Origin of the sequence: Arthrobacter sp. KNU-44, from assembly GCF_051843155.1 — a bacterium.
Classification (GTDB): Bacteria; Actinomycetota; Actinomycetes; order Actinomycetales; family Micrococcaceae; genus Arthrobacter.
The window spans coordinates 2479940-2499288 of record NZ_JBPXNG010000002.1; the positions used below are offsets into that span (position 1 = coordinate 2479940).

The 19349-nt window shown below is 61.9% G+C and carries 14 protein-coding genes and 3 rRNA genes; 12 read left to right on the forward strand and 5 right to left on the reverse strand.

Going from position 1 to position 19349, the window contains the following annotated elements; all coding sequences use genetic code 11:
- Nucleotides 1–7: 7 nt before the first annotated feature.
- Both ACSVHC_RS12585 and ACSVHC_RS12590 read right to left on the reverse strand, forming a co-directional pair.
- Nucleotides 8–292 (reverse strand): YciI family protein, encoded by a 285-nt coding sequence (locus ACSVHC_RS12585; protein WP_234754497.1) that lies wholly within the window; start codon nt 290–292, stop codon nt 8–10.
- A gap of 53 nt (nt 293–345) precedes the next feature.
- Complete coding sequence (locus ACSVHC_RS12590) at nt 346–978, reverse strand: NADPH-dependent F420 reductase (protein WP_437771695.1); 633 nt, start codon at nt 976–978, stop codon at nt 346–348.
- A 121-nt stretch (nt 979–1099) separates the two neighbouring features.
- On the opposite strand from ACSVHC_RS12590, the gene ACSVHC_RS12595 reads away from it, so the two are divergent.
- Entirely contained in the window at nt 1100–1579 is a 480-nt protein-coding gene (locus ACSVHC_RS12595; protein WP_437771694.1) for a MarR family winged helix-turn-helix transcriptional regulator, read from the forward strand.
- A 94-nt stretch (nt 1580–1673) separates the two neighbouring features.
- A complete protein-coding gene (locus ACSVHC_RS12600; RefSeq protein ID WP_437771693.1) occupies nt 1674–2435 on the forward strand; it encodes an SGNH/GDSL hydrolase family protein in 762 nt (253 codons plus the stop codon).
- Here ACSVHC_RS12600 and ACSVHC_RS12605 read toward each other — a convergent pair.
- Genes ACSVHC_RS12605 through ACSVHC_RS12615 form a run of 3 tightly spaced genes read right to left on the reverse strand, consistent with a single transcriptional unit; the run spans nt 2432 to nt 5287 of the window.
- Nucleotides 2432–3283, reverse strand: a complete 852-nt coding sequence (locus ACSVHC_RS12605; RefSeq protein WP_437771692.1) for an FAD:protein FMN transferase — start codon at nt 3281–3283, stop codon at nt 2432–2434. The two genes, ACSVHC_RS12600 and ACSVHC_RS12605, sit on opposite strands and share 4 nt — an antisense overlap.
- Nucleotides 3267–3821 (reverse strand): FMN-binding protein, encoded by a 555-nt coding sequence (locus ACSVHC_RS12610; RefSeq protein WP_437771691.1) that lies wholly within the window; start codon nt 3819–3821, stop codon nt 3267–3269. The genes ACSVHC_RS12605 and ACSVHC_RS12610 overlap by 17 nt, the downstream gene beginning before the upstream one ends.
- Nucleotides 3818–5287 (reverse strand): ferredoxin reductase family protein, encoded by a 1470-nt coding sequence (locus ACSVHC_RS12615; protein WP_439180981.1) that lies wholly within the window; start codon nt 5285–5287, stop codon nt 3818–3820. Before ACSVHC_RS12615 ends, ACSVHC_RS12610 begins: the two co-directional genes overlap by 4 nt.
- Nucleotides 5288–5715: 428 nt before the next feature.
- On the opposite strand from ACSVHC_RS12615, the gene rpmB reads away from it, so the two are divergent.
- The 10 genes from rpmB (at nt 5716) to ACSVHC_RS12665 (ending at nt 19342) form a co-directional block, all read left to right on the forward strand.
- Entirely contained in the window at nt 5716–5952 is a 237-nt protein-coding gene (gene rpmB / locus ACSVHC_RS12620) for a 50S ribosomal protein L28 (RefSeq protein WP_078107326.1), read from the forward strand.
- On the forward strand, nt 5952–6119 hold the full coding sequence (gene rpmG, locus ACSVHC_RS12625; protein ID WP_003798558.1) for a 50S ribosomal protein L33: 168 nt from the start codon (nt 5952–5954) through the stop codon (nt 6117–6119). Before rpmB ends, rpmG begins: the two co-directional genes overlap by 1 nt.
- Nucleotides 6120–6121: 2 nt before the next feature.
- A complete protein-coding gene (rpsN, locus tag ACSVHC_RS12630) occupies nt 6122–6427 on the forward strand; it encodes a 30S ribosomal protein S14 (RefSeq protein ID WP_028267656.1) in 306 nt (101 codons plus the stop codon).
- A gap of 653 nt (nt 6428–7080) precedes the next feature.
- A 16S ribosomal RNA gene (locus ACSVHC_RS12635) occupies nt 7081–8603 on the forward strand.
- A gap of 562 nt (nt 8604–9165) precedes the next feature.
- A 23S ribosomal RNA gene (locus tag ACSVHC_RS12640) occupies nt 9166–12303 on the forward strand.
- Nucleotides 12304–12448: 145 nt separating this feature from the next.
- A 5S ribosomal RNA gene (rrf, locus tag ACSVHC_RS12645) occupies nt 12449–12565 on the forward strand.
- Together the 16S, 23S and 5S rRNA genes form the textbook arrangement of a ribosomal RNA operon.
- 371 nt (nt 12566–12936) lie before the next feature.
- Nucleotides 12937–14229, forward strand: coding sequence for an ISL3 family transposase (locus ACSVHC_RS12650; RefSeq protein ID WP_439180982.1), 1293 nt, complete (start codon nt 12937–12939; stop codon nt 14227–14229).
- A 584-nt stretch (nt 14230–14813) separates the two neighbouring features.
- Nucleotides 14814–15098, forward strand: coding sequence for an HU family DNA-binding protein (locus ACSVHC_RS12655; protein WP_184739845.1), 285 nt, complete (start codon nt 14814–14816; stop codon nt 15096–15098).
- 105 nt (nt 15099–15203) lie between these two features.
- Nucleotides 15204–17369, forward strand: coding sequence for a cytochrome c oxidase assembly protein (locus ACSVHC_RS12660; protein ID WP_439180983.1), 2166 nt, complete (start codon nt 15204–15206; stop codon nt 17367–17369).
- Nucleotides 17369–19342, forward strand: coding sequence for an NHL domain-containing thioredoxin family protein (locus ACSVHC_RS12665; RefSeq protein WP_439180984.1), 1974 nt, complete (start codon nt 17369–17371; stop codon nt 19340–19342). Before ACSVHC_RS12660 ends, ACSVHC_RS12665 begins: the two co-directional genes overlap by 1 nt.
- Nucleotides 19343–19349 lie beyond the last annotated feature (7 nt).

Here is a 19349-nt window from a genome sequence, read left to right on the forward strand (position 1 = left end):
AACCTAACTAGTCCAGCAGGTTTTCGAAACCCGTGGACGCCGTGGTGACCGTGAATTCGATGATCTCGAAGTCGGCTACCCCATTGACGTAGAACGGATCCGTAGCCAGGGAAGCGTCCAGTGTCGCGCGATCGACGTTGGACAACAGCACGCCCCCGATGGCTGGAACGCGACGTCCGGACGCGACGAAAGTGCCGGCGTCGAACGCTTCTTTGACCCAATCCATGTGTGCGGGGCGGTGGAAATCGACAATCTCGTCGGGAACTTTGTAGGTCAGCGAAACCACGAACATGCCGCCCAGCCTACAACGCGGAGGGCGGCCAGGCGGGCCGCCCTCCAAAATGACTACGGCAGGAGCTTGACTGCGGAGTTCCAGTTGTAGTCGGGGTGGGCGTCGCTGACCTGCAGCGTCATGACGAGCAACTGGAAGGCTTCGAGCTCACGCGAGCGGCGCAGGGGCCCGACGTTCACCGGGCGCAGCCCGGCACCTTTGACGAAGTCGACGACGGCGGCCGTCGCCTCGGCATCGTCGCCCGCCACGAGTACATCGAGGGTCTGGCCGTCCACTTCGCCGTCCGCGAGCGTGGCAGCGAAGACAGTGTTGAACGCCTTGACGACCGACGCGCCCGGGACCACGGCCTGGAGTTCTTCGGCTGCCGAGGTTCCGGCGGGGACGGTGAGGGAATCGAAGGTCTCGAAGTTCACGGGGTTGGAGATGTCCACGATCGTCTTGCCGCTGAGCGCTGAGCCGTAGGAAGAAAGGACTGCCTTGGAGGCGTCGAACGGAGTGGCCAGGACCACGATGCTGCCTTCCACCGGGGATCCCGTGATGCCGGAGGTTCCGTTGACCGTCGCCGCAAGCGCAGCAGCGGAGCCCGCGTCGCGGCTGAGGACCTGGACGCTCTTGCCTGCCGCGGCCGCGCGTGCCGCAATGCCGGACGCCATGTTGCCGGTGCCGATGATGGTGATGTCAGCCATTGTTATTTCCTTTGCTTGAGTGCTCATGATCGGGTTATATTCATTTACTTGAAGCTTCAACTAAAACAATAATGGCCTTAAGTTGAAGTGTCAAGCATTAATTTCCTTCTAAGATGAATCCATGACCGAACCGCGCTGGCTCAACGCCGACGAACGCCGTGCCTGGCTGGCCCTCCTGAGCATCAACACCCTGCTGCCGGCAGCCCTGGACACCCAACTGCAGGCGGCCGGCAAATTGTCGCTGTTCGACTACAACGTGCTCGCCATGCTGTCCGAAGCGGAGGGGCGATTCCTGCCGATGAGTGAGCTTGCCGCCCGTACCAGCGCTTCCTTGTCCAGGCTGTCGCACGTTGTCACCAAACTCCAAGGACGCGGTTGGGTGGAGCGCGAGGCCCACCCGGGCGATGCCCGCGTCACGGTCGCGCACCTGACCGACGCCGGCATGGACACCATCGTGTCCCTCGCCCCGGGGCATGTGGATGCCGTCCGCGCTTTGATGCTGGACGCCATGACCGACGACGACGTTGCGGACCTCGCGCGGATCGGCGAGAAAATCGTAGCGCGGCTGGACGACGATCACTGGATCCTGCGCGAACACTGAGCCGCGGCCGCTGAGCCGGCAAATACGGCCGCCGTACGCTGCGCATCCCGCGCCGCGCGTGACGGCCGCCTCGCACTGATGAAAGACTGGCGCCATGGATTTTTCCGCCCGGTATGTGGCATTGGGTGACTCGTTCACCGAAGGACTTGGCGACGCCGACCTCTCGCGCCCCAACGGAGTGAGGGGATGGGCGGACTTGGTTGCCCATCAATTGGCCCAAAGCAACGACAATTTCGGCTACGCCAACCTGGCCATCCGGGGGAAGAAACTCCGGCAAGTCATGGCAGAGCAGGTAGATGCCGCCGTCGCGCTTCAACCGACGCTGGTGACCTTGTATGCGGGAGCGAACGACATCTTCCGCCCCAAGGTCGATATCGACAGGCTTATGGAGGACTACGAAGCCGGCATCGAGAAACTAAGTGCCACCGGCGCTACGTTGCTTCTCTTTACGGGTTTCGACGCACGCAGTTCCAAGGTTTTCGGCACCATGCGCGGACGCACCGCGATCTATAACGAGTTGCTGCGGGAAATCGCCGAAAACCACGGTGCGCTGGTGGTGGACTACTGGCGCTTCAGCGAATACCACGACTGGCACATGTGGGCGCAGGACCGGATGCACATGTCCACTGCCGGTCACATCAACATGGCCAACAGGGTCCTGGCGGTCCTGGAGCACGAAGGTTCCCTTGAGGTCCCGCCTCCCGTCCCGCAACCGCAGCTTGCGCGGGTGGAGGCGTTGCGGGCCAACGCGCGTTGGGCCCGTGAACACGCCGCCCCGTGGGTCGTCCGCCGCGTTACGGGCAAGTCATCCGGAGACGGCCTCAGCCCGAAGTATCCCCAGCTCACTCGGCCCTAACTGTTCTGAGGAGCGAGTTTCCGGAAGCCCGGCGTGGCGAGCAGTCCGCCGTCGTTCTTCACAGCGAGCACGTCCACGTCCCAGTGGGAGGTCGCCAGCGTGAGGGTCCGGGCGCCGCCGGCCATGATGGCGGTGGCCAGTACATCGGCCGTGATGATGTCGGTGGCTGCCACCGAAACCTGGCGGAACCGCTCGTCCCGTGCCGCCGGGACGCCGGCGGACCAAATGTGGTGGCCGCGTTCGCTGGTTCCTGAGGTCGCGAGCGCGCGCTTGCCCGCGTTACTGAGCGGAAACGCGGTCAGGAGCGTCGTCCGATCCTCCGGGTCAACGATCCCCGCGAGCCACGACTGCGCGCTGCCCGGCGTCGGCGATCCGTTCACCAGCACGTCCCCGCCCGCATTGAGGCACCAATCCTTCAGGCCCAGTGCGAGCAACGACGTTCCGGCTTCCCGGATGGCATGTGCCTTGACGATCCCCGACAAGTCCACGACGCCGTCGGGCCGTTCAGCCGTGAACGCACCTTCCGTGAGGGTGCGCCATTCTGATGCCTCGACATAGAGCCGGCGCATGTCCGTCGAGGCATCCATCAGGGCCAGCTCGCCAAGCGCCATCGCGCTCGCCTCCGAGTCGGGACGGTAAAGACTAAACGTCCGGTCCAGCCTGTTGAACAACTGCTCGACGACGGCGGTGGCCGCCTCGAGTTCTTCCACCGCAGCTTGGGGGGCCGTCCCTGGAGCGGCTGGGATCGCGAGGCTCACCACGGTGCCCATGCTGGTGAAGGTGCGGGAACGAAGGCGGGGTTCCGCACTGCCTTGTCCGTGCCCGTCGGGCTTAGAAATGGGCTGCATCGAGGGCTGCCTGGAGCGATGTCAGATAGGCCTCGCTGGTAAAGGTGGCCCCGCCGATGGTCTGTACGTTCGCCGACTGGGCGCTCAGCACCTCGGATCGCAGAAGGGGTGCTGCCCTGGCGCTGATCTGGACGGATCGTTGCTCTTGGTCGGTCAGATGCAGGGCTGTGACATCCGTGATGACGCCGGCCTTGATGGTTACCTGGACCTGGACTGTTCCGAAGTGCGTCTCCACTGCCGTTCCTGCGTAGGTGCCGCCCGCCTTGGCAGTGGCTCCCAAGGTGGAGCTGGAACTCGAGCCCGTGCCGGAACTGGAGCCTGTGCTGGAAATGGAGCCGGCTCCGGTTCCCGAGGACGATCCGGAAGTGCTGCTCCCGGTGGTTCCATTCGCCGTCGAGCCCGTACCTGAGGCGGTTCCGGCTGCGGAGGTCGTGACCGCCGATGCGTTCGATTCCGCCACGTGCGCGCCCGCCTGCCAACCAACCAGGAGGATGGCCGCCGACGCCAGCGCTGCTGAAATTCCTGCCCTGAGTCTCACCAGTCAAACCTTTCGTAGTGGAGTTGCTCCTCCCGCACGCCGGACCTTTTCGCCTCAGCCAGCACCTGGCGGGCCCAAGCAGAAGGGCCGCAGATGTAGACATCCGCATCAGTGATGTCCGGAACGAAGTCCCGCAACTGCGAGGTGCCGGCAGAGGCAGGCAGCCAGGCGCCTTGAGAATTCGCCGACCGCGGGCCGGTCAGGTGGAAGAGCGTGGCACCGCGCTTCCGGCACAATTCCAGGATCTCGTCGCCAAGGAATAGCTCTTCCGTGCTGCTGCCGCGCAACAAGACGGTCGCCTGGCCGGGCACGAACGGCGTCGATTCCAGGAGCGCACGGAGGGGCGTGATTCCGATTCCTGTGCCGATCATGACGACGTGTTCCCGGCTGCGGGCCGCCGTGCTGAAGACACCGTAGGGTCCTTCGATGGCTACCTTGGTTCCTGGTTTGAGCGAAGCCAAGCGGGCCGAGCCTGCACCCAGATTCCGGACGGTGATCCTCAAGGTGGGCTGCCGCGATGATTTCCCCATCTGTGGTTCCGCGGACAGGCTGAACGGATGCGCCTGCCACCACATGCCGGGAGCGAGGAAGCGCCACACGAAGAAGCGGCCGCCGTTTCCCGACAATTCGTTCAATCGCAGGCCGCTCATTTCGATGCTGAAGACGCCGGGCGCAAGGGGCACCACGCGCCGCACGGTCAGCTGGTGCCGGTAGGTGGCTATCGCCGGTTGGGCAATCCGGAACCAAGCCAGCGCCGAGCCTGTTCCAATGTAGAGCGCCAGCCAGTACCAGCGCTGCCAGGTGCCTTCGGCGAACAAGCCGCCCACACTGAACTGGTGCGGAAGGGCTACTGCTACCGCCAAATACGTGAGCAGGTGGACGAAGTACCAGAATTCATAGGGGAAGCGGCGCCGAACAGCCACTAGCGAGGTGACCACCACGGCAATGAACAATGCCATGGATACGAACGCCAGCCACATATCGGGTACCAGCGTCCAGAGCGCGACGGCCTCGCTCACGGGATTCAGGCCTTCGGCCATGCCGTAGCCGGTCGCCAGGAGAAGTCCGTGCGCCAGCAACAGGTAGAGCGCCGGTTTGCCTAGCTTCCGGTGGAACTCCAACGCCCTGTCATGCCCCACCGCGCCGTCCACGAACGGCAGGCGTGCCGCGAGGAGAAGCATCAGGAAGACCAGATCCATGCCGGCAAGCCCGGCCAGGATCCCGACGGCGGTGACCGCCTGGGTGACGTTCCCGACCGACGACATCCCGCCGTCGGCGAGCCACAAAGCAAGCGCCGCTGCAAGGGAAGCCCACAGCGCAACGGTGAGCATGTCCGTCCGGAACATGCGTTGGCGGTGCTGCGCAGCGAACCTTCCCTTGGTGGATTTGCGCCCAGCGGGCGCTTGAGGCTGACCCGGGGACACACCCACACGTTGGCCTGGGGAGGCGAGGAGTTGTGACTTCATGTCTCAAGATTGAACTCTCAACCTTTCGTTCTCCTGTGAAGGGCCTAGCCCCCGCTTATGAGTTGATCACTTGGTTCTTATACACCCGATTGGTCTTAATTTCCCCCAGCCCCTAGACTTATTAGGCGCTAGGTGGCGCGGAGCGTGTGCAATTGCTCCGGTTTGCGGTGACTGTTGGCAATAACAGGAGATCCGTGGGCCGGTAGTTAGGGGCTCAAGTTGCGTGCATTCCAGTATTCGCCCAGTATTCCGGCCTGTTATCCGGACCCACTACCTTCGCCGCAGCGGTGATCATTGGCTGGTTTCAGTCGAGCGATCCAGCCTGCGGGAACTACCGAAAACGGTGTGGACTGGTTGCGGACGTCGCCTAATGCACGGAAAGCAGGAACTCTGCTGGCCGTTTCATTTTATTTTTTAGGAGAGTCGTCATGGCAGCAAACTGCCAGGTGACCGGAGCCGAGCCGGGCTTTGGACACAGCATTTCGCACTCGCACCGCCGCAACAAGCGTCGGTTCGACCCCAACATCCAGAAGAAGCGCTACTGGGTTCCGTCCCTGCGCCGTAATGTCACGCTGACCCTGTCGGCCAAGGGCATCAAGACCATCGACGTTCGCGGCATCGACGCAGTCGTCGCCGAAGTTCTGGCTCGTGGGGTGAAGCTCTAGTGGCAAAAGACAAGGACGTACGTCCGATCATCAAGCTGAAGTCGACTGCGGGAACGGGTTACACCTACGTAACCCGCAAGAACCGTCGTAACGACCCGGACCGTCTGGTCCTGAAGAAGTACGACCCCAAGATCCGCCAGCACGTCGAATTCCGAGAGGAGCGCTAAACATGGCTAAGAAGTCCAAGATTGCTCGCAACGAGCAGCGCAAGGTCATCGTTGAGCGTTACGCTGCCAAGCGTCTCGAACTGAAGAAGACCCTGGTTGACGCCAACGCGACTGACGAAGCACGCGAAGAGGCTCGCCTCGGCCTGCAGAAGCTGCCCCGCAACGCCTCCCCGATCCGTCTGCGTAACCGCGACATCATCGACGGCCGCCCGCGCGGTACCTTCCAGAAGTTCGGTATCTCCCGTGTTCGCTTCCGCGACATGGCTCACCGTGGTGAGCTCCCGGGTATCACCAAGTCTTCCTGGTAATCCAGAAGCACTAGGAGGGCCGGCAACCGTTTGGTTGCCGGTCCTTCTTGCGTTTAAGGCGCCAAATTCTCGGCTTTGGTGCGGAGAATCTCCGGCTTTGCGATTAAGTGGCGCAGGACATAGTGCTGAATTACGACGCCGGCGGCTTCTTTTTGGGCGCAACCGGCCGTTCTGTCCCGGATTACCGCGGTTCTTGCTCGCCTGAGGCGTGATTTGCGTGGGGGCTTGGGGGTGTGTAAAGTAGTTCGAGTCGCCGCCGCTGATGCGGAAAGATAGCGACCGACCCCCTCTGATAAACGGCCTGGAAATGGCGCGCTGATTTGCGTGCTGTGGATGGGTGGGGACCCCTGTTGAGCAGTGAATCGCGGAAACGCCGATTTGCTTGATCCTGGCAGTTCGGGTAAGTTTGGGAAGTTGCTCCGGAGCGATCCTGGACCCTGTGGGGTGTGGGTGGTGCCGGGTGTGTCTGTTGTTTGAGAACTCAATAGTGTGCCAAGTTTGTTGATACCGATTTTTTATTAAATTGGTTGTTTTGGCTGGTTCCGTGTCGCTTTGGTGGCGTGGGGCTGGTTTTTTACAGCTGGTTTCAAATTTTGTGCAGCTCTTCTGCCGTTATTTCCGGTGGTTGTGGTTGTGTCTGTTTTTGTTTTACTTCAACGGAGAGTTTGATCCTGGCTCAGGATGAACGCTGGCGGCGTGCTTAACACATGCAAGTCGAACGATGATCTCCAGCTTGCTGGGGGGATTAGTGGCGAACGGGTGAGTAACACGTGAGTAACCTGCCCTTGACTCTGGGATAAGCCTGGGAAACTGGGTCTAATACCGGATACGACTGCTCCGCGCATGCGGTGGTGGTGGAAAGCTTTTGCGGTTTTGGATGGACTCGCGGCCTATCAGCTTGTTGGTGGGGTAATGGCCTACCAAGGCGACGACGGGTAGCCGGCCTGAGAGGGTGACCGGCCACACTGGGACTGAGACACGGCCCAGACTCCTACGGGAGGCAGCAGTGGGGAATATTGCACAATGGGCGAAAGCCTGATGCAGCGACGCCGCGTGAGGGATGACGGCCTTCGGGTTGTAAACCTCTTTCAGTAGGGAAGAAGCGAAAGTGACGGTACCTGCAGAAGAAGCGCCGGCTAACTACGTGCCAGCAGCCGCGGTAATACGTAGGGCGCAAGCGTTATCCGGAATTATTGGGCGTAAAGAGCTCGTAGGCGGTTTGTCGCGTCTGCTGTGAAAGACCGGGGCTCAACTCCGGTTCTGCAGTGGGTACGGGCAGACTAGAGTGATGTAGGGGAGACTGGAATTCCTGGTGTAGCGGTGAAATGCGCAGATATCAGGAGGAACACCGATGGCGAAGGCAGGTCTCTGGGCATTAACTGACGCTGAGGAGCGAAAGCATGGGGAGCGAACAGGATTAGATACCCTGGTAGTCCATGCCGTAAACGTTGGGCACTAGGTGTGGGGGACATTCCACGTTTTCCGCGCCGTAGCTAACGCATTAAGTGCCCCGCCTGGGGAGTACGGCCGCAAGGCTAAAACTCAAAGGAATTGACGGGGGCCCGCACAAGCGGCGGAGCATGCGGATTAATTCGATGCAACGCGAAGAACCTTACCAAGGCTTGACATGAACCGGTAACGCCTGGAAACAGGTGCCCCGCTTGCGGTCGGTTTACAGGTGGTGCATGGTTGTCGTCAGCTCGTGTCGTGAGATGTTGGGTTAAGTCCCGCAACGAGCGCAACCCTCGTTCTATGTTGCCAGCGCGTGATGGCGGGGACTCATAGGAGACTGCCGGGGTCAACTCGGAGGAAGGTGGGGACGACGTCAAATCATCATGCCCCTTATGTCTTGGGCTTCACGCATGCTACAATGGCCGGTACAAAGGGTTGCGATACTGTGAGGTGGAGCTAATCCCAAAAAGCCGGTCTCAGTTCGGATTGGGGTCTGCAACTCGACCCCATGAAGTCGGAGTCGCTAGTAATCGCAGATCAGCAACGCTGCGGTGAATACGTTCCCGGGCCTTGTACACACCGCCCGTCAAGTCACGAAAGTTGGTAACACCCGAAGCCGGTGGCCTAACCCTTGTGGGGGGAGCCGTCGAAGGTGGGACCGGCGATTGGGACTAAGTCGTAACAAGGTAGCCGTACCGGAAGGTGCGGCTGGATCACCTCCTTTCTAAGGAGCACCATTATCGCTCCCTGTCCGGCCGCATGGTTGGTTGGGGGGTGTGTGGAAGCAAAGCCCATTGCGCAGGCGTCTGTTCTGCGGTGGGTGCTCATGGGTGGAATATCAGCAGATAGCGGCCGGTTGGTTCTTGTCCGCCCCTAGTACGGATGCTCTTTGAGTGTCTTGGAACGGTGCGGGTGGGGGGTGGCCGGTTTTCGTGTTTGGCACACTGTTGGGTCCTGAGGCAACAGGGCCGTGGCGTGGGGTGCGTGGCCTGTGAGGGTTGCGTGGTTTCCGTGGTGCGGGTTTGTGTGTTTCTGGTTTCCTGGCTGCATGGTCTTCGTGCGTTCGTGGTTGTTCTTCGTCTTTGGTGGCGGGGGTGGCCGGGTGCGGGGGGGTGTGGTACGGGGTTGTTGTTTGAGAACTACATAGTGGACGCGAGCATCTGATACGGGCCGGCCTTCGGGTTTGGTTCGTGTCATACAGCAATTTCTTTTTATGAACCTGGATCCGGCCATGCTTTGGTGTGGCGGTTTCTGTGGTTCTCTCGAGAAGTTTTTTGATCTTGTGTGGTCAAGTTTTTAAGGGCACACGGTGGATGCCTTGGCATTAGGAGCCGAAGAAGGACGTAGGAATCTGCGATAAGCCTGGGGGAGTTGATAACCGAACGGTGATCCCAGGATGTCCGAATGGGGAAACCCCGCCAGACGCGCTTGCGTGATCTGGTGACCCGCATCTGAACACATAGGGTGCGTGGGGGGAACGCGGGGAAGTGAAACATCTCAGTACCCGCAGGAAGAGAAAACAAGAGTGATTCCGTTAGTAGTGGCGAGCGAACGCGGATGAGGCTAAACCGTTCCATGTGTGATAGCCGGCGGGCGTTGCATGGGCGGGGTTGTGGGACTTTCCGTACTGGTTCTGCCGGACCGGTGGGGTGAGAGCATGGACATAGGTGAACGGTCTTGAAAGGCCGGCCGGAGAGGGTGTTAGCCCCGTAACCGTAATGTTGTGTGCCGCCTGGAGAGGATCCCAAGTAGCACGGGGCCCGAGAAATCCCGTGTGAATCTGTCAGGACCACCTGATAAGCCTAAATACTTCCTAATGACCGATAGCGGACCAGTACCGTGAGGGAAAGGTGAAAAGTACCCCGGGAGGGGAGTGAAACAGTACCTGAAACCGTGTGCTTACAATCCGTCGGAGCAACCTTGTAGTTGTGACGGCGTGCCTTTTGAAGAATGAGCCTGCGAGTTAGTGTTACGTCGCGAGGTTAACCCGTGTGGGGTAGCCGTAGCGAAAGCGAGTCTGAATAGGGCGAGTGTAGTGGCGTGATCTAGACCCGAAGCGGAGTGATCTACCCATGGCCAGGTTGAAGCGACGGTAAGACGTCGTGGAGGACCGAACCCACTTCAGTTGAAAATGGAGGGGATGAGCTGTGGGTAGGGGTGAAAGGCCAATCAAACTCCGTGATAGCTGGTTCTCCCCGAAATGCATTTAGGTGCAGCGTTGCGTGTTTCTTGCCGGAGGTAGAGCTACTGGATGGCCGATGGGCCCTACAAGGTTACTGACGTCAGCCAAACTCCGAATGCCGGTAAGTGAGAGCGCAGCAGTGAGACTGTGGGGGATAAGCTTCATAGTCGAGAGGGAAACAGCCCAGACCACCAACTAAGGCCCCTAAGCGTGTGCTAAGTGGGAAAGGATGTGGAGTTGCGAAGACAACCAGGAGGTTGGCTTAGAAGCAGCCATCCTTGAAAGAGTGCGTAATAGCTCACTGGTCAAGTGATTCCGCGCCGACAATGTAGCGGGGCTCAAGTACACCGCCGAAGTTGTGGATTTCAGATAGTAGACAAGCCTTCGTGGTTCAGTCGTCTGGAGTGGTAGGGGAGCGTCGTGTGGGCGGTGAAGTCGCGGTGTAAACCAGCGGTGGAGCCTACACGAGTGAGAATGCAGGCATGAGTAGCGAAAGACGGGTGAGAAACCCGTCCGCCGAATGATCAAGGGTTCCAGGGTCAAGCTAATCTGCCCTGGGTAAGTCGGGACCTAAGGCGAGGCCGACAGGCGTAGTCGATGGACAACGGGTTGATATTCCCGTACCGGCGAAGGACCGCCCATGCCAAGCGGGGGATACTAACCGCCCGGAGCCTGCCCAATCACCCTTGTGGTGTGCGGGTTTTGGCCGAGCGCGGGACCTGATCCCGGGAGGTAAGCGTATTAACAGGTGTGACGCAGGAAGGTAGCCGGGCCGGGCGATGGTTGCCCCGGTCTAAGGATGTAGGGTCAGCGATAGGCAAATCCGTCGCTGTGTCTTTGATGACGTTCCTGAGATCTGATGGGACCCCCGTCATGGGGGGATCCGGTGATCCTATGCTGCCTAGAAAAGCATCGGCGCGAGGTTCCAGCCGCCCGTACCCCAAACCGACACAGGTGATCAGGTAGAGAATACCAAGGCGATCGAGAGAATTATGGTTAAGGAACTCGGCAAAATGCCCCCGTAACTTCGGGAGAAGGGGGGCCCCAACCTTGAACACCACTTGCTGGTGGGAGGGGATCGGGGCCGCAGAGACCAGGGGGAAGCGACTGTTTACTAAAAACACAGGTCCGTGCGAAGTCGCAAGACGATGTATACGGACTGACTCCTGCCCGGTGCTGGAAGGTTAAGAGGACCGGTTAGCCGCAAGGCGAAGCTGAGAATTTAAGCCCCAGTAAACGGCGGTGGTAACTATAACCATCCTAAGGTAGCGAAATTCCTTGTCGGGTAAGTTCCGACCTGCACGAATGGAGTAACGACTTCCCCGCTGTCTCAACCATAAACTCGGCGAAATTGCAGTACGAGTAAAGATGCTCGTTACGCGCAGCAGGACGGAAAGACCCCGAGACCTTTACTATAGTTTGGTATTGGTGTTCGGAGTGGCTTGTGTAGGATAGGTGGGAGACGTTGAAGCCCGGACGCCAGTTCGGGTGGAGTCATCGTTGAAATACCACTCTGGTCACTTTGGACATCTAACTTCGGCCCGTGATCCGGGTCAGGGACAGTGCCTGATGGGTAGTTTAACTGGGGCGGTTGCCTCCTAAAAAGTAACGGAGGCGCCCAAAGGTTCCCTCAGCCTGGTTGGCAATCAGGTGTCGAGTGTAAGTGCACAAGGGAGCTTGACTGTGAGAGAGACATCTCAAGCAGGGACGAAAGTCGGGACTAGTGATCCGGCGGTACATTGTGGAATGGCCGTCGCTCAACGGATAAAAGGTACCTCGGGGATAACAGGCTGATCTTGCCCAAGAGTCCATATCGACGGCATGGTTTGGCACCTCGATGTCGGCTCGTCGCATCCTGGGGCTGGAGTAGGTCCCAAGGGTTGGGCTGTTCGCCCATTAAAGCGGTACGCGAGCTGGGTTTAGAACGTCGTGAGACAGTTCGGTCCCTATCCGCTGCGCGCGCAGGAAATTTGAGAAGGGCTGTCCTTAGTACGAGAGGACCGGGACGGACGAACCTCTGGTGTGTCAGTTGTACTGCCAAGTGCACCGCTGATTAGCTACGTTCGGATGGGATAACCGCTGAAAGCATCTAAGCGGGAAGCTCGCTTCAAGATGAGATTTCCATGCACCTCGTGTGTGAGAGGCCCCCAGCCAGACCACTGGGTTGATAGGCCGGATGTGGAAGACAGGACTAAAGACTGTTGAAGCTGACCGGTACTAATAGGCCGACAACTTACACCACACAAACACGATCACTGCTTGCGTCCACTATGTGGTTCCCGAACAACAAACCCGTTGCTCCAGGAACCAAACAACTGAACAACAACACCACAATGTTGTAACCACGTATCTTCCCACCCCGCACCTGCGGGGACGGGTAACAGGGTTACGGCGGTCATAGCGTGGGGGAAACGCCCGGTCCCATTCCGAACCCGGAAGCTAAGACCCACAGCGCCGATGGTACTGCACCCGGGAGGGTGTGGGAGAGTAGGACACCGCCGGACAACCATTAACGGCCAGGCCCCGACACCACGTGTCGGGGCCTGACCCATTTAACCACCCCCGGACCCCCAAACCCCGGCCCGGCTGACGTGAGCGGGGGTTTCCGAACGGGGACACATAGGAGAGCGGGGGTTTGGGATATCAAACCCCCGCTCACCTATCACCCGGTTCCCACCAACCCCGGCTCACCTATGGGCGGGAAATCCCCAAACCCCCGCTCACCTATGGGCCGGTTCCCACTAACCCCGGCTCACCTATGGGGGCTCTTCGTGGTTGGTGGGGAATTGAGTTCGTGTCGTTGAAGACAAAGGGGCCCGTGGCCCTGCTGGGATGAGTGTGTCTAAGCATTCAACCTGGAACAGGACCACGAGCCTTGAACGAGCCTACCGGGGCAGCAGCCGACGCTGCCACCAGCATCTTCAACCTGCCCGACTACCGTGTCATCTCCACCGGCCTGAGTCCCGACGGCGGCCGCCGGGTCATTGTCGAAACCGACCAGCCACCGGGCTGCCCCACCTGCGGGGTGGTAGCGTCACGGCGGAAGGAACGCCGCTTCCAGCGGATCCGGGACATTCCTGTCGCCGGCCCCGTGGAGGTCCTCTGGTCCAAGTACCGCTGGTACTGCGAAGAACCGGCGTGCGAGAGGCTCTCGTTCTTTGAGTCCACCGCCCAGGTCCCGCGGCGTGCCCGCTCGACCGGCCGGCTCCGTGACCAGCTCGTGGATGCTGTCATCCGTTCGGGCCGGGCCGTCTCCGAGACTGCTGCCGCGTTCGCGGTGTCCTGGTGGATGGTCCGGGCCGCGCTCAACGAAGCGTGCTTCCTCACCCTTCCGGATGTGGACCGGCTGAGCCCGAGAATGCTGGGCATCGATGAGCACCGGTTCCGGTCCGTGCGCTACTTCCAGGACCCCGAATCAAAGGTCTGGACGCGGTTCGAGCCGTGGATGACCACCATTGTCGATCTGGACACCGGTCAGGTGCTGGGCGTCGTGGATGGACGGGACCACAAGGGCGTCGGGGAGTGGCTCTTCGCCCGGCCCCTGGCATGGCGTCTGGCCGTGCAGGTCGTGGCGATCGACCCTTCGGCGGCGTTCCGAAAGGCGTTGCGGATGTGGCTTCCCCGGACCGCTGTCGCCGTCGATCACTTCCACCTGATCTCCCTGGCCAACCAGGCCGTGACCGAGACACGGCAGAACCTCTCCCAACAGGTCAAGGGCCGCCGCGGAAGGACCGTCGACAAGGCCTGGGCGCACCGGATGCTTCTCCTGCGCGCTGGCGATACCCTCACGGAGAAGGCAGCCCACCGGCTAGCAGAAGTGTTCGCCGCCGACGATCCGACCGGCACGCTCCAGGCTGTCTGGAAGGTCAAGGAACAGCTCAGGGTATTGCTGCGCACCGGCTCCCTTCAGGACGCCGCGACGGCGAAGAACGCACTCGAGGAACTGGTCAAGGCAGCCGCACGACCGGAAACGAACAGGCTCTACCGCACCGTCTGCCGGTGGTGGAAAGAGATCGAGGTGCTGATCATTACCGGGGCCACGACAGGCAAGGTCGAAGCCAACAACACCGCCATAAAGAACATCAAACGCACCGCCCGCGGTTACCGCAACCCGGCCAACTACAAATCGGTTATTCTCTTGAGAAGTGCCGTCCGGACGGCGGCATGACACTCATCCCGGGAATCCCTTTCCCCACCAACCACCAAGAGCCCCTATGGGCCGGTTTCCACGAACCCCGGCTCACCTATGGGCCGGTTTCCACGAACGCCTGCTCACCTATGGGCCGGTTCCCACCAACGCCGGCTCACCTATGACCCGGTTTCCACGAACGCCGGCTCACCTATAACAGGGTCGGGGCCACACCCCCGCTCACCCTTGAGCCGGACCGCGGCCCCCTGCCCCCACCCGTCGTCAGCAGAAATGAGCGGGCGTCCGGCCGGGACCCGGCATATGTGAGCGGGCGTCCGGCCGGGACCCGGCATATGTGAGCTAGCGTCCGGCCGGGACCGGTTATATGTGAGCCGGCGTCCGGCCGGGACCCGGTATATGTGAGCCGGCGTCCGGGGTCGGGGAGTTCGCCCGCGGCGGAATTGACCCCCAAAAGCGCCCGAAATAGGGTGAATTTGGTCAAAAAAGCGCGGAAACACGCGGAATTTGCTGGCCGCGTCGTCCCAAGCTGGTAAGTTTTCGAACAGTGGCTCGCACGCATGCCGTGTGTGAGCTCCAAAATCGTAAAGTCCAGGAGGACACAAATGGCTAAGAACCGTAGCGAACTGGTTTCCGAGGTAGCTGGCAAGGCTGGCACCAGCCAGGCTGCAGTCAACTCCGTGCTCGATGCCCTGTTCGAAGTTTTCGAGACTTCCGTCGCCGCTGGCGAGAAGATCACCATTCCGGGCTGGCTCGCCATCGAGCGCACGGACCGCGCAGCCCGCACGGGCCGCAACCCGCAGACCGGCGAGACCATCCAGATCGCCGCTGGCCACAGCGTCAAGCTGACCGCCGGCTCCAAGCTGAAGGCAGCTGTCGCCAAGAAGTAAGACACTTCGGCGAACGCCCTGAAAGGCGGCAACCTGCGGGTTGCCGCCTTTCTGCTTTAATCCGCTCGATTCGCCGCGCCGCCGACCTTAGCGGACAATGGATAAGTGCCATCAGCCAAAACTCCCGCCACTGCCCCCTTGCCCGCTTCCAAGCCGGGAAGCAAGGCAGGGGCTGCCTTGGAAGGGATCTCCTTGCCGTGGCAGCTGGCGGGCTTCGCTGCGCTCTTCCTGGCTCTCGCGGGCGCCCTGATCTTCTCCGGAGCCTCGGCCGCGCGGCAGGTCTCTGACCCAGGCGCCTTGGTCCGCTGGGGGCTGCCCGTCGCCAAAGCCCTTCACAACGTGTCCTTGGCGACTGTGATCGGCGGGCTGATCTTCGCCGTCGTGATCCTTCCCAAGCACGCGTCGCGATCCAAGGGCGACGATGCCCCGGAGCACCCGGCGTTCACACGGGCTTTGGCCGTAGCGGCCGCAGCAGGCGCAGCCTGGACGCTCTCCGCCGTCGCGGTCCTCGTGCTGACGTACGCTGACGTGGCCGGGCAGAGCCTCTCCGGGGACGCGCAGTTCACAGCTTCCCTCGTCTACTTCATGACGGACATCCAGACGGGCCAAGCGTGGCTCGCCGTGACGATCATCGCCGCGATTGTCACGACGGCGCTCTTCGGCGTCCGTTCGTTGGCGGGACTCGCGCTGACCCTCGTCCTGTCCCTTGGCGGTCTGATCCCGAGTGCACTGATCGGCCACTCCGCGAGTTCCAACGACCACGAGGGCGCCATCAATTCGCTCGGCCTTCACCTCGTGGGCGTGTCCACTTGGGTCGGCGGCATCATCATGCTTGCCGTCCTCTCGAGCCTCCTGCGGGGTTCCAAGGCAACAGGCGCCAAGGACATCACTGAGCAGACCCTCCGCCGGTTCTCCGCGTTGGCCGGCTTTGCCTTCGTACTGGTCTTCGCCTCGGGCATCGTCAACGCGAGCATTCGTGTCACGACCTTTTCGGCCTTGGTCGGCACACCCTATGGGCAGATCATCCTGGCGAAGGCGCTCGCCACGATCGTCCTCGGCGGTATCGGGTTCATGCACCGCCAGTGGGTGATCCCGCAGCTGGGCCGCAAGTCCATGACCACGCGTCGCGTGCTGTGGCAGCTTGTGTTGGTCGAACTTCTGGTGATGGGCGCGACGTCGGGACTCGCCGTCGCGCTGGCCAGTTCGGCACCTCCCCTGCCCACCACCTACGCGCCCGACGCATCGCCGGCCTTTATCCTGTCCGGTTACGAGCTGCCGCCTGAACTGACGCCCGCGCGTTGGTTGACCGAGTGGCGCCTCGACTGGCTTTGGGTGGCTGTGGCCCTCTTCGGCGCGGCGAGCTACATCATTGGCGTCGTCAAGGTCCGCCGCCGCGGTGACTCCTGGTCCTGGTTCCGTGCCGTGAACTGGATGATCGGCTTGGTGGTCCTGACCTACATCACGTCCGGACCGCCGTCGGTCTACGGCCGCATTCTATTCTCCGCGCACATGGTGGACCACATGGCATTGACGATGGTTGCGCCGCTGTTCCTGGTTCTGGGTTCGCCGGTGACCTTGGCATTGCGCGCCCTCCCGTCGCGCGGCGAGGGATCGCGCGGGGACGGCTCCCGTGGACTTCGTGAGTGGCTCCTCGTGTTTGTGCACTCGAAGTTCTCCCAGGTGGTGACCCACCCGCTGTTTGCCGCGGCGAACTTTGCCGGTTCGATCGTCCTGTTCTACTTCTCGGATGCGTTCGGCTGGGCAATGCGTGAGCACGTCGGACATGAACTGATGAACCTGCACTTCCTGCTGACCGGCTACATTTTTGTCCTCACCATGATCGGCACCGACCCGCTGCCCCGACGGGCGCCCTACCCCATGCGGTTGCTCCTGTTGCTCGCCACGATGGGCTTCCACGCCTTCTTCGGCGTGTCCATCATGGGAGGCACCGGCCTGCTCGCTGCCGATTACTTCGGCAACCTCGGCCGGACCTGGGGGCAATCGGCTTTGCTGGACCAGCAGACAGGCGGCGCCGTGGCCTGGGGAATCGGCGAAGTCCCCACCTTACTGGTGGCGATCGGCGTCGCGGTCATGTGGTCGCGTTCGGACGCGCGCGAGACCAAACGCACCGACCGGGCGGCGGATAGGAATAACGACGCCGACCTGAATGCTTACAACGATATGTTTGCGCGGCTTGCAGACCGCGATGCGAAACTGATTGATCGGGACGTCAAGCAGCCCGAAAGCAAGACCAACCTGGAAGGACGCTGATGAGCGAATCCGTACGCACCCAACTGCGTGTCCGCGCCTCTGAACTGGTGGGCCGTGGCTGGCTCAACACCGGCGGGAAGACCCTGGACCTGGAAGCGCTGCGCGGCAAGATCGTGCTGCTCGACTTCTGGACGTTCTGCTGCATCAACTGCCTGCATGTCCTGGACGAGCTGCGCCCGCTTGAGGAAAAGTACTCCGACGTCCTGGTGACCGTGGGCGTGCACTCTCCCAAGTTCGAGCACGAGGCCGATCCCGTGGCCCTCGCATCCGCCGTGGAGCGCTACGAAATCCACCACCCCGTCCTGGACGACCCCGAGCTCGCCACGTGGAAGGCCTACACGGCCCGCGCCTGGCCGACATTGGTGGTGGTGGATCCCGAGGGCTACATCGTGGCGCACCTTTCCGGTGAGGGCCACGCAGACGGCCTTGCAGTACTCCTCGAGGAGCTCGTTGCAGAGCACGAAGCCAAGGGGACCCTCCACCGCGGTGACGGGCCCTACGTGGCTCCCGTCCCGACGTCGGGCACCCTGCGCTTCCCCGGCAAGGCGACCCAGCTGGACAACGGCAACTACCTTGTGGTCGATTCCGGCCACCACCGCTTGGTGGAACTTCGTCCCGACCTTGAGACCGTCGAGCGCGTCATCGGCTCCGGAACCAAGGGTTACCTGGATGGTGCGGCGGAAATCGCCCAGTTCAACGAGCCGCAGGGCGTGGCGGTGCTCCCGTCGTCGTTGGCGTGGCAGCTCGGGTACGAAGCAGTAGTCGCGGACACCGTGAACCACCGCCTCCGCGGCGTCACGCTCAGCTCGGGTTATGTACAGACGGTTGCCGGCAACGGCGTACAGCGCCTGCTCGACGCCGGCCCGGCCCGGGTGACGGAAAGCGGCGCCGGCGTGTGCGCTGAACACCACGACGGCGGTCCGGCTGACTTCGCGGCCGACGCACTCGACGTCGGGGTACTGGGTGTCGGGACCGGGGTCTCCCTGTCCTCGCCGTGGGACGTGGTGTGGAGCGAGAAGCTACAGCGCGTTGTCATCGCGATGGCCGGCACGCACCAGATCTTCGCCTTCGAGCCTCTCAGCGGCGAGGTGTCCATCCTGGCCGGCTCGGGCCTTGAAGGTTTGCTTGACGGACCCGCCGAGGAAGCCTGGTTCGCCCAGCCTTCCGGCCTGGCCGTGGATGCGGACGACAACATCTGGGTGGCCGACTCCGAGACCTCGGCACTGCGCCGCCTGGTCCTTGGCGAAACCGGTGTGACCGTTGAGTCGGCAGTGGGCAAGGGCCTGTTCGATTTCGGCTTCCGGGACGGCGGCGCCACTGAAGCCCGCTTGCAGCACCCCCTTGGCGTCACAGTGCTCCCCGATGGCTCCGTCGCGGTCGCAGATACCTACAACGGTGCCGTGCGGCGCTACGATCCCGCCGCTAAGGCAGTGTCCACTCTGGCGCGGGGACTCGCCGAGCCGAGCGACGTCGTCGTGGTCTACCCGGAAGGCGGCGAACCGCTGCTGGTGGTGGTCGAATCCAACACGCACCAGTTGGTCCTGGTTCCCATCCCCAAGGAAGCCCAGCAGGTGGACGAGGGAGCATCCCAGACGCAGCGGCCTAAGAGTCCCGTGGCGCCGGGGAACCTGGAGCTCACCGTGCGTTTCACGGCCCCGACCGGCCAGAAGCTCGACGATCGCTGGGGCGACCCGACGCAGCTGAAGATTTCGTCGACCCCGCCCGAGCTGCTGCTTTCCGGTGGTGGCACGTCCGTGGGGCTGCTGCGGACCCTCGAGCTGTCTGCCGACGTGCCTGAGGGTATCCTGCACATCACGGCCCGCGCGGCTGCGTGCGATGGCCCGGAGACCGAGGACGGCGAAATTCCCGATCACGCAGCCTGCCACCTCTACCAGCAAGACTGGGGCATCCCCGTTGTCCTGCAGGCCGACGGCGACTCCGAACTGGTGCTTGACCTGCGCGGGATGGACTAGGCAGGGG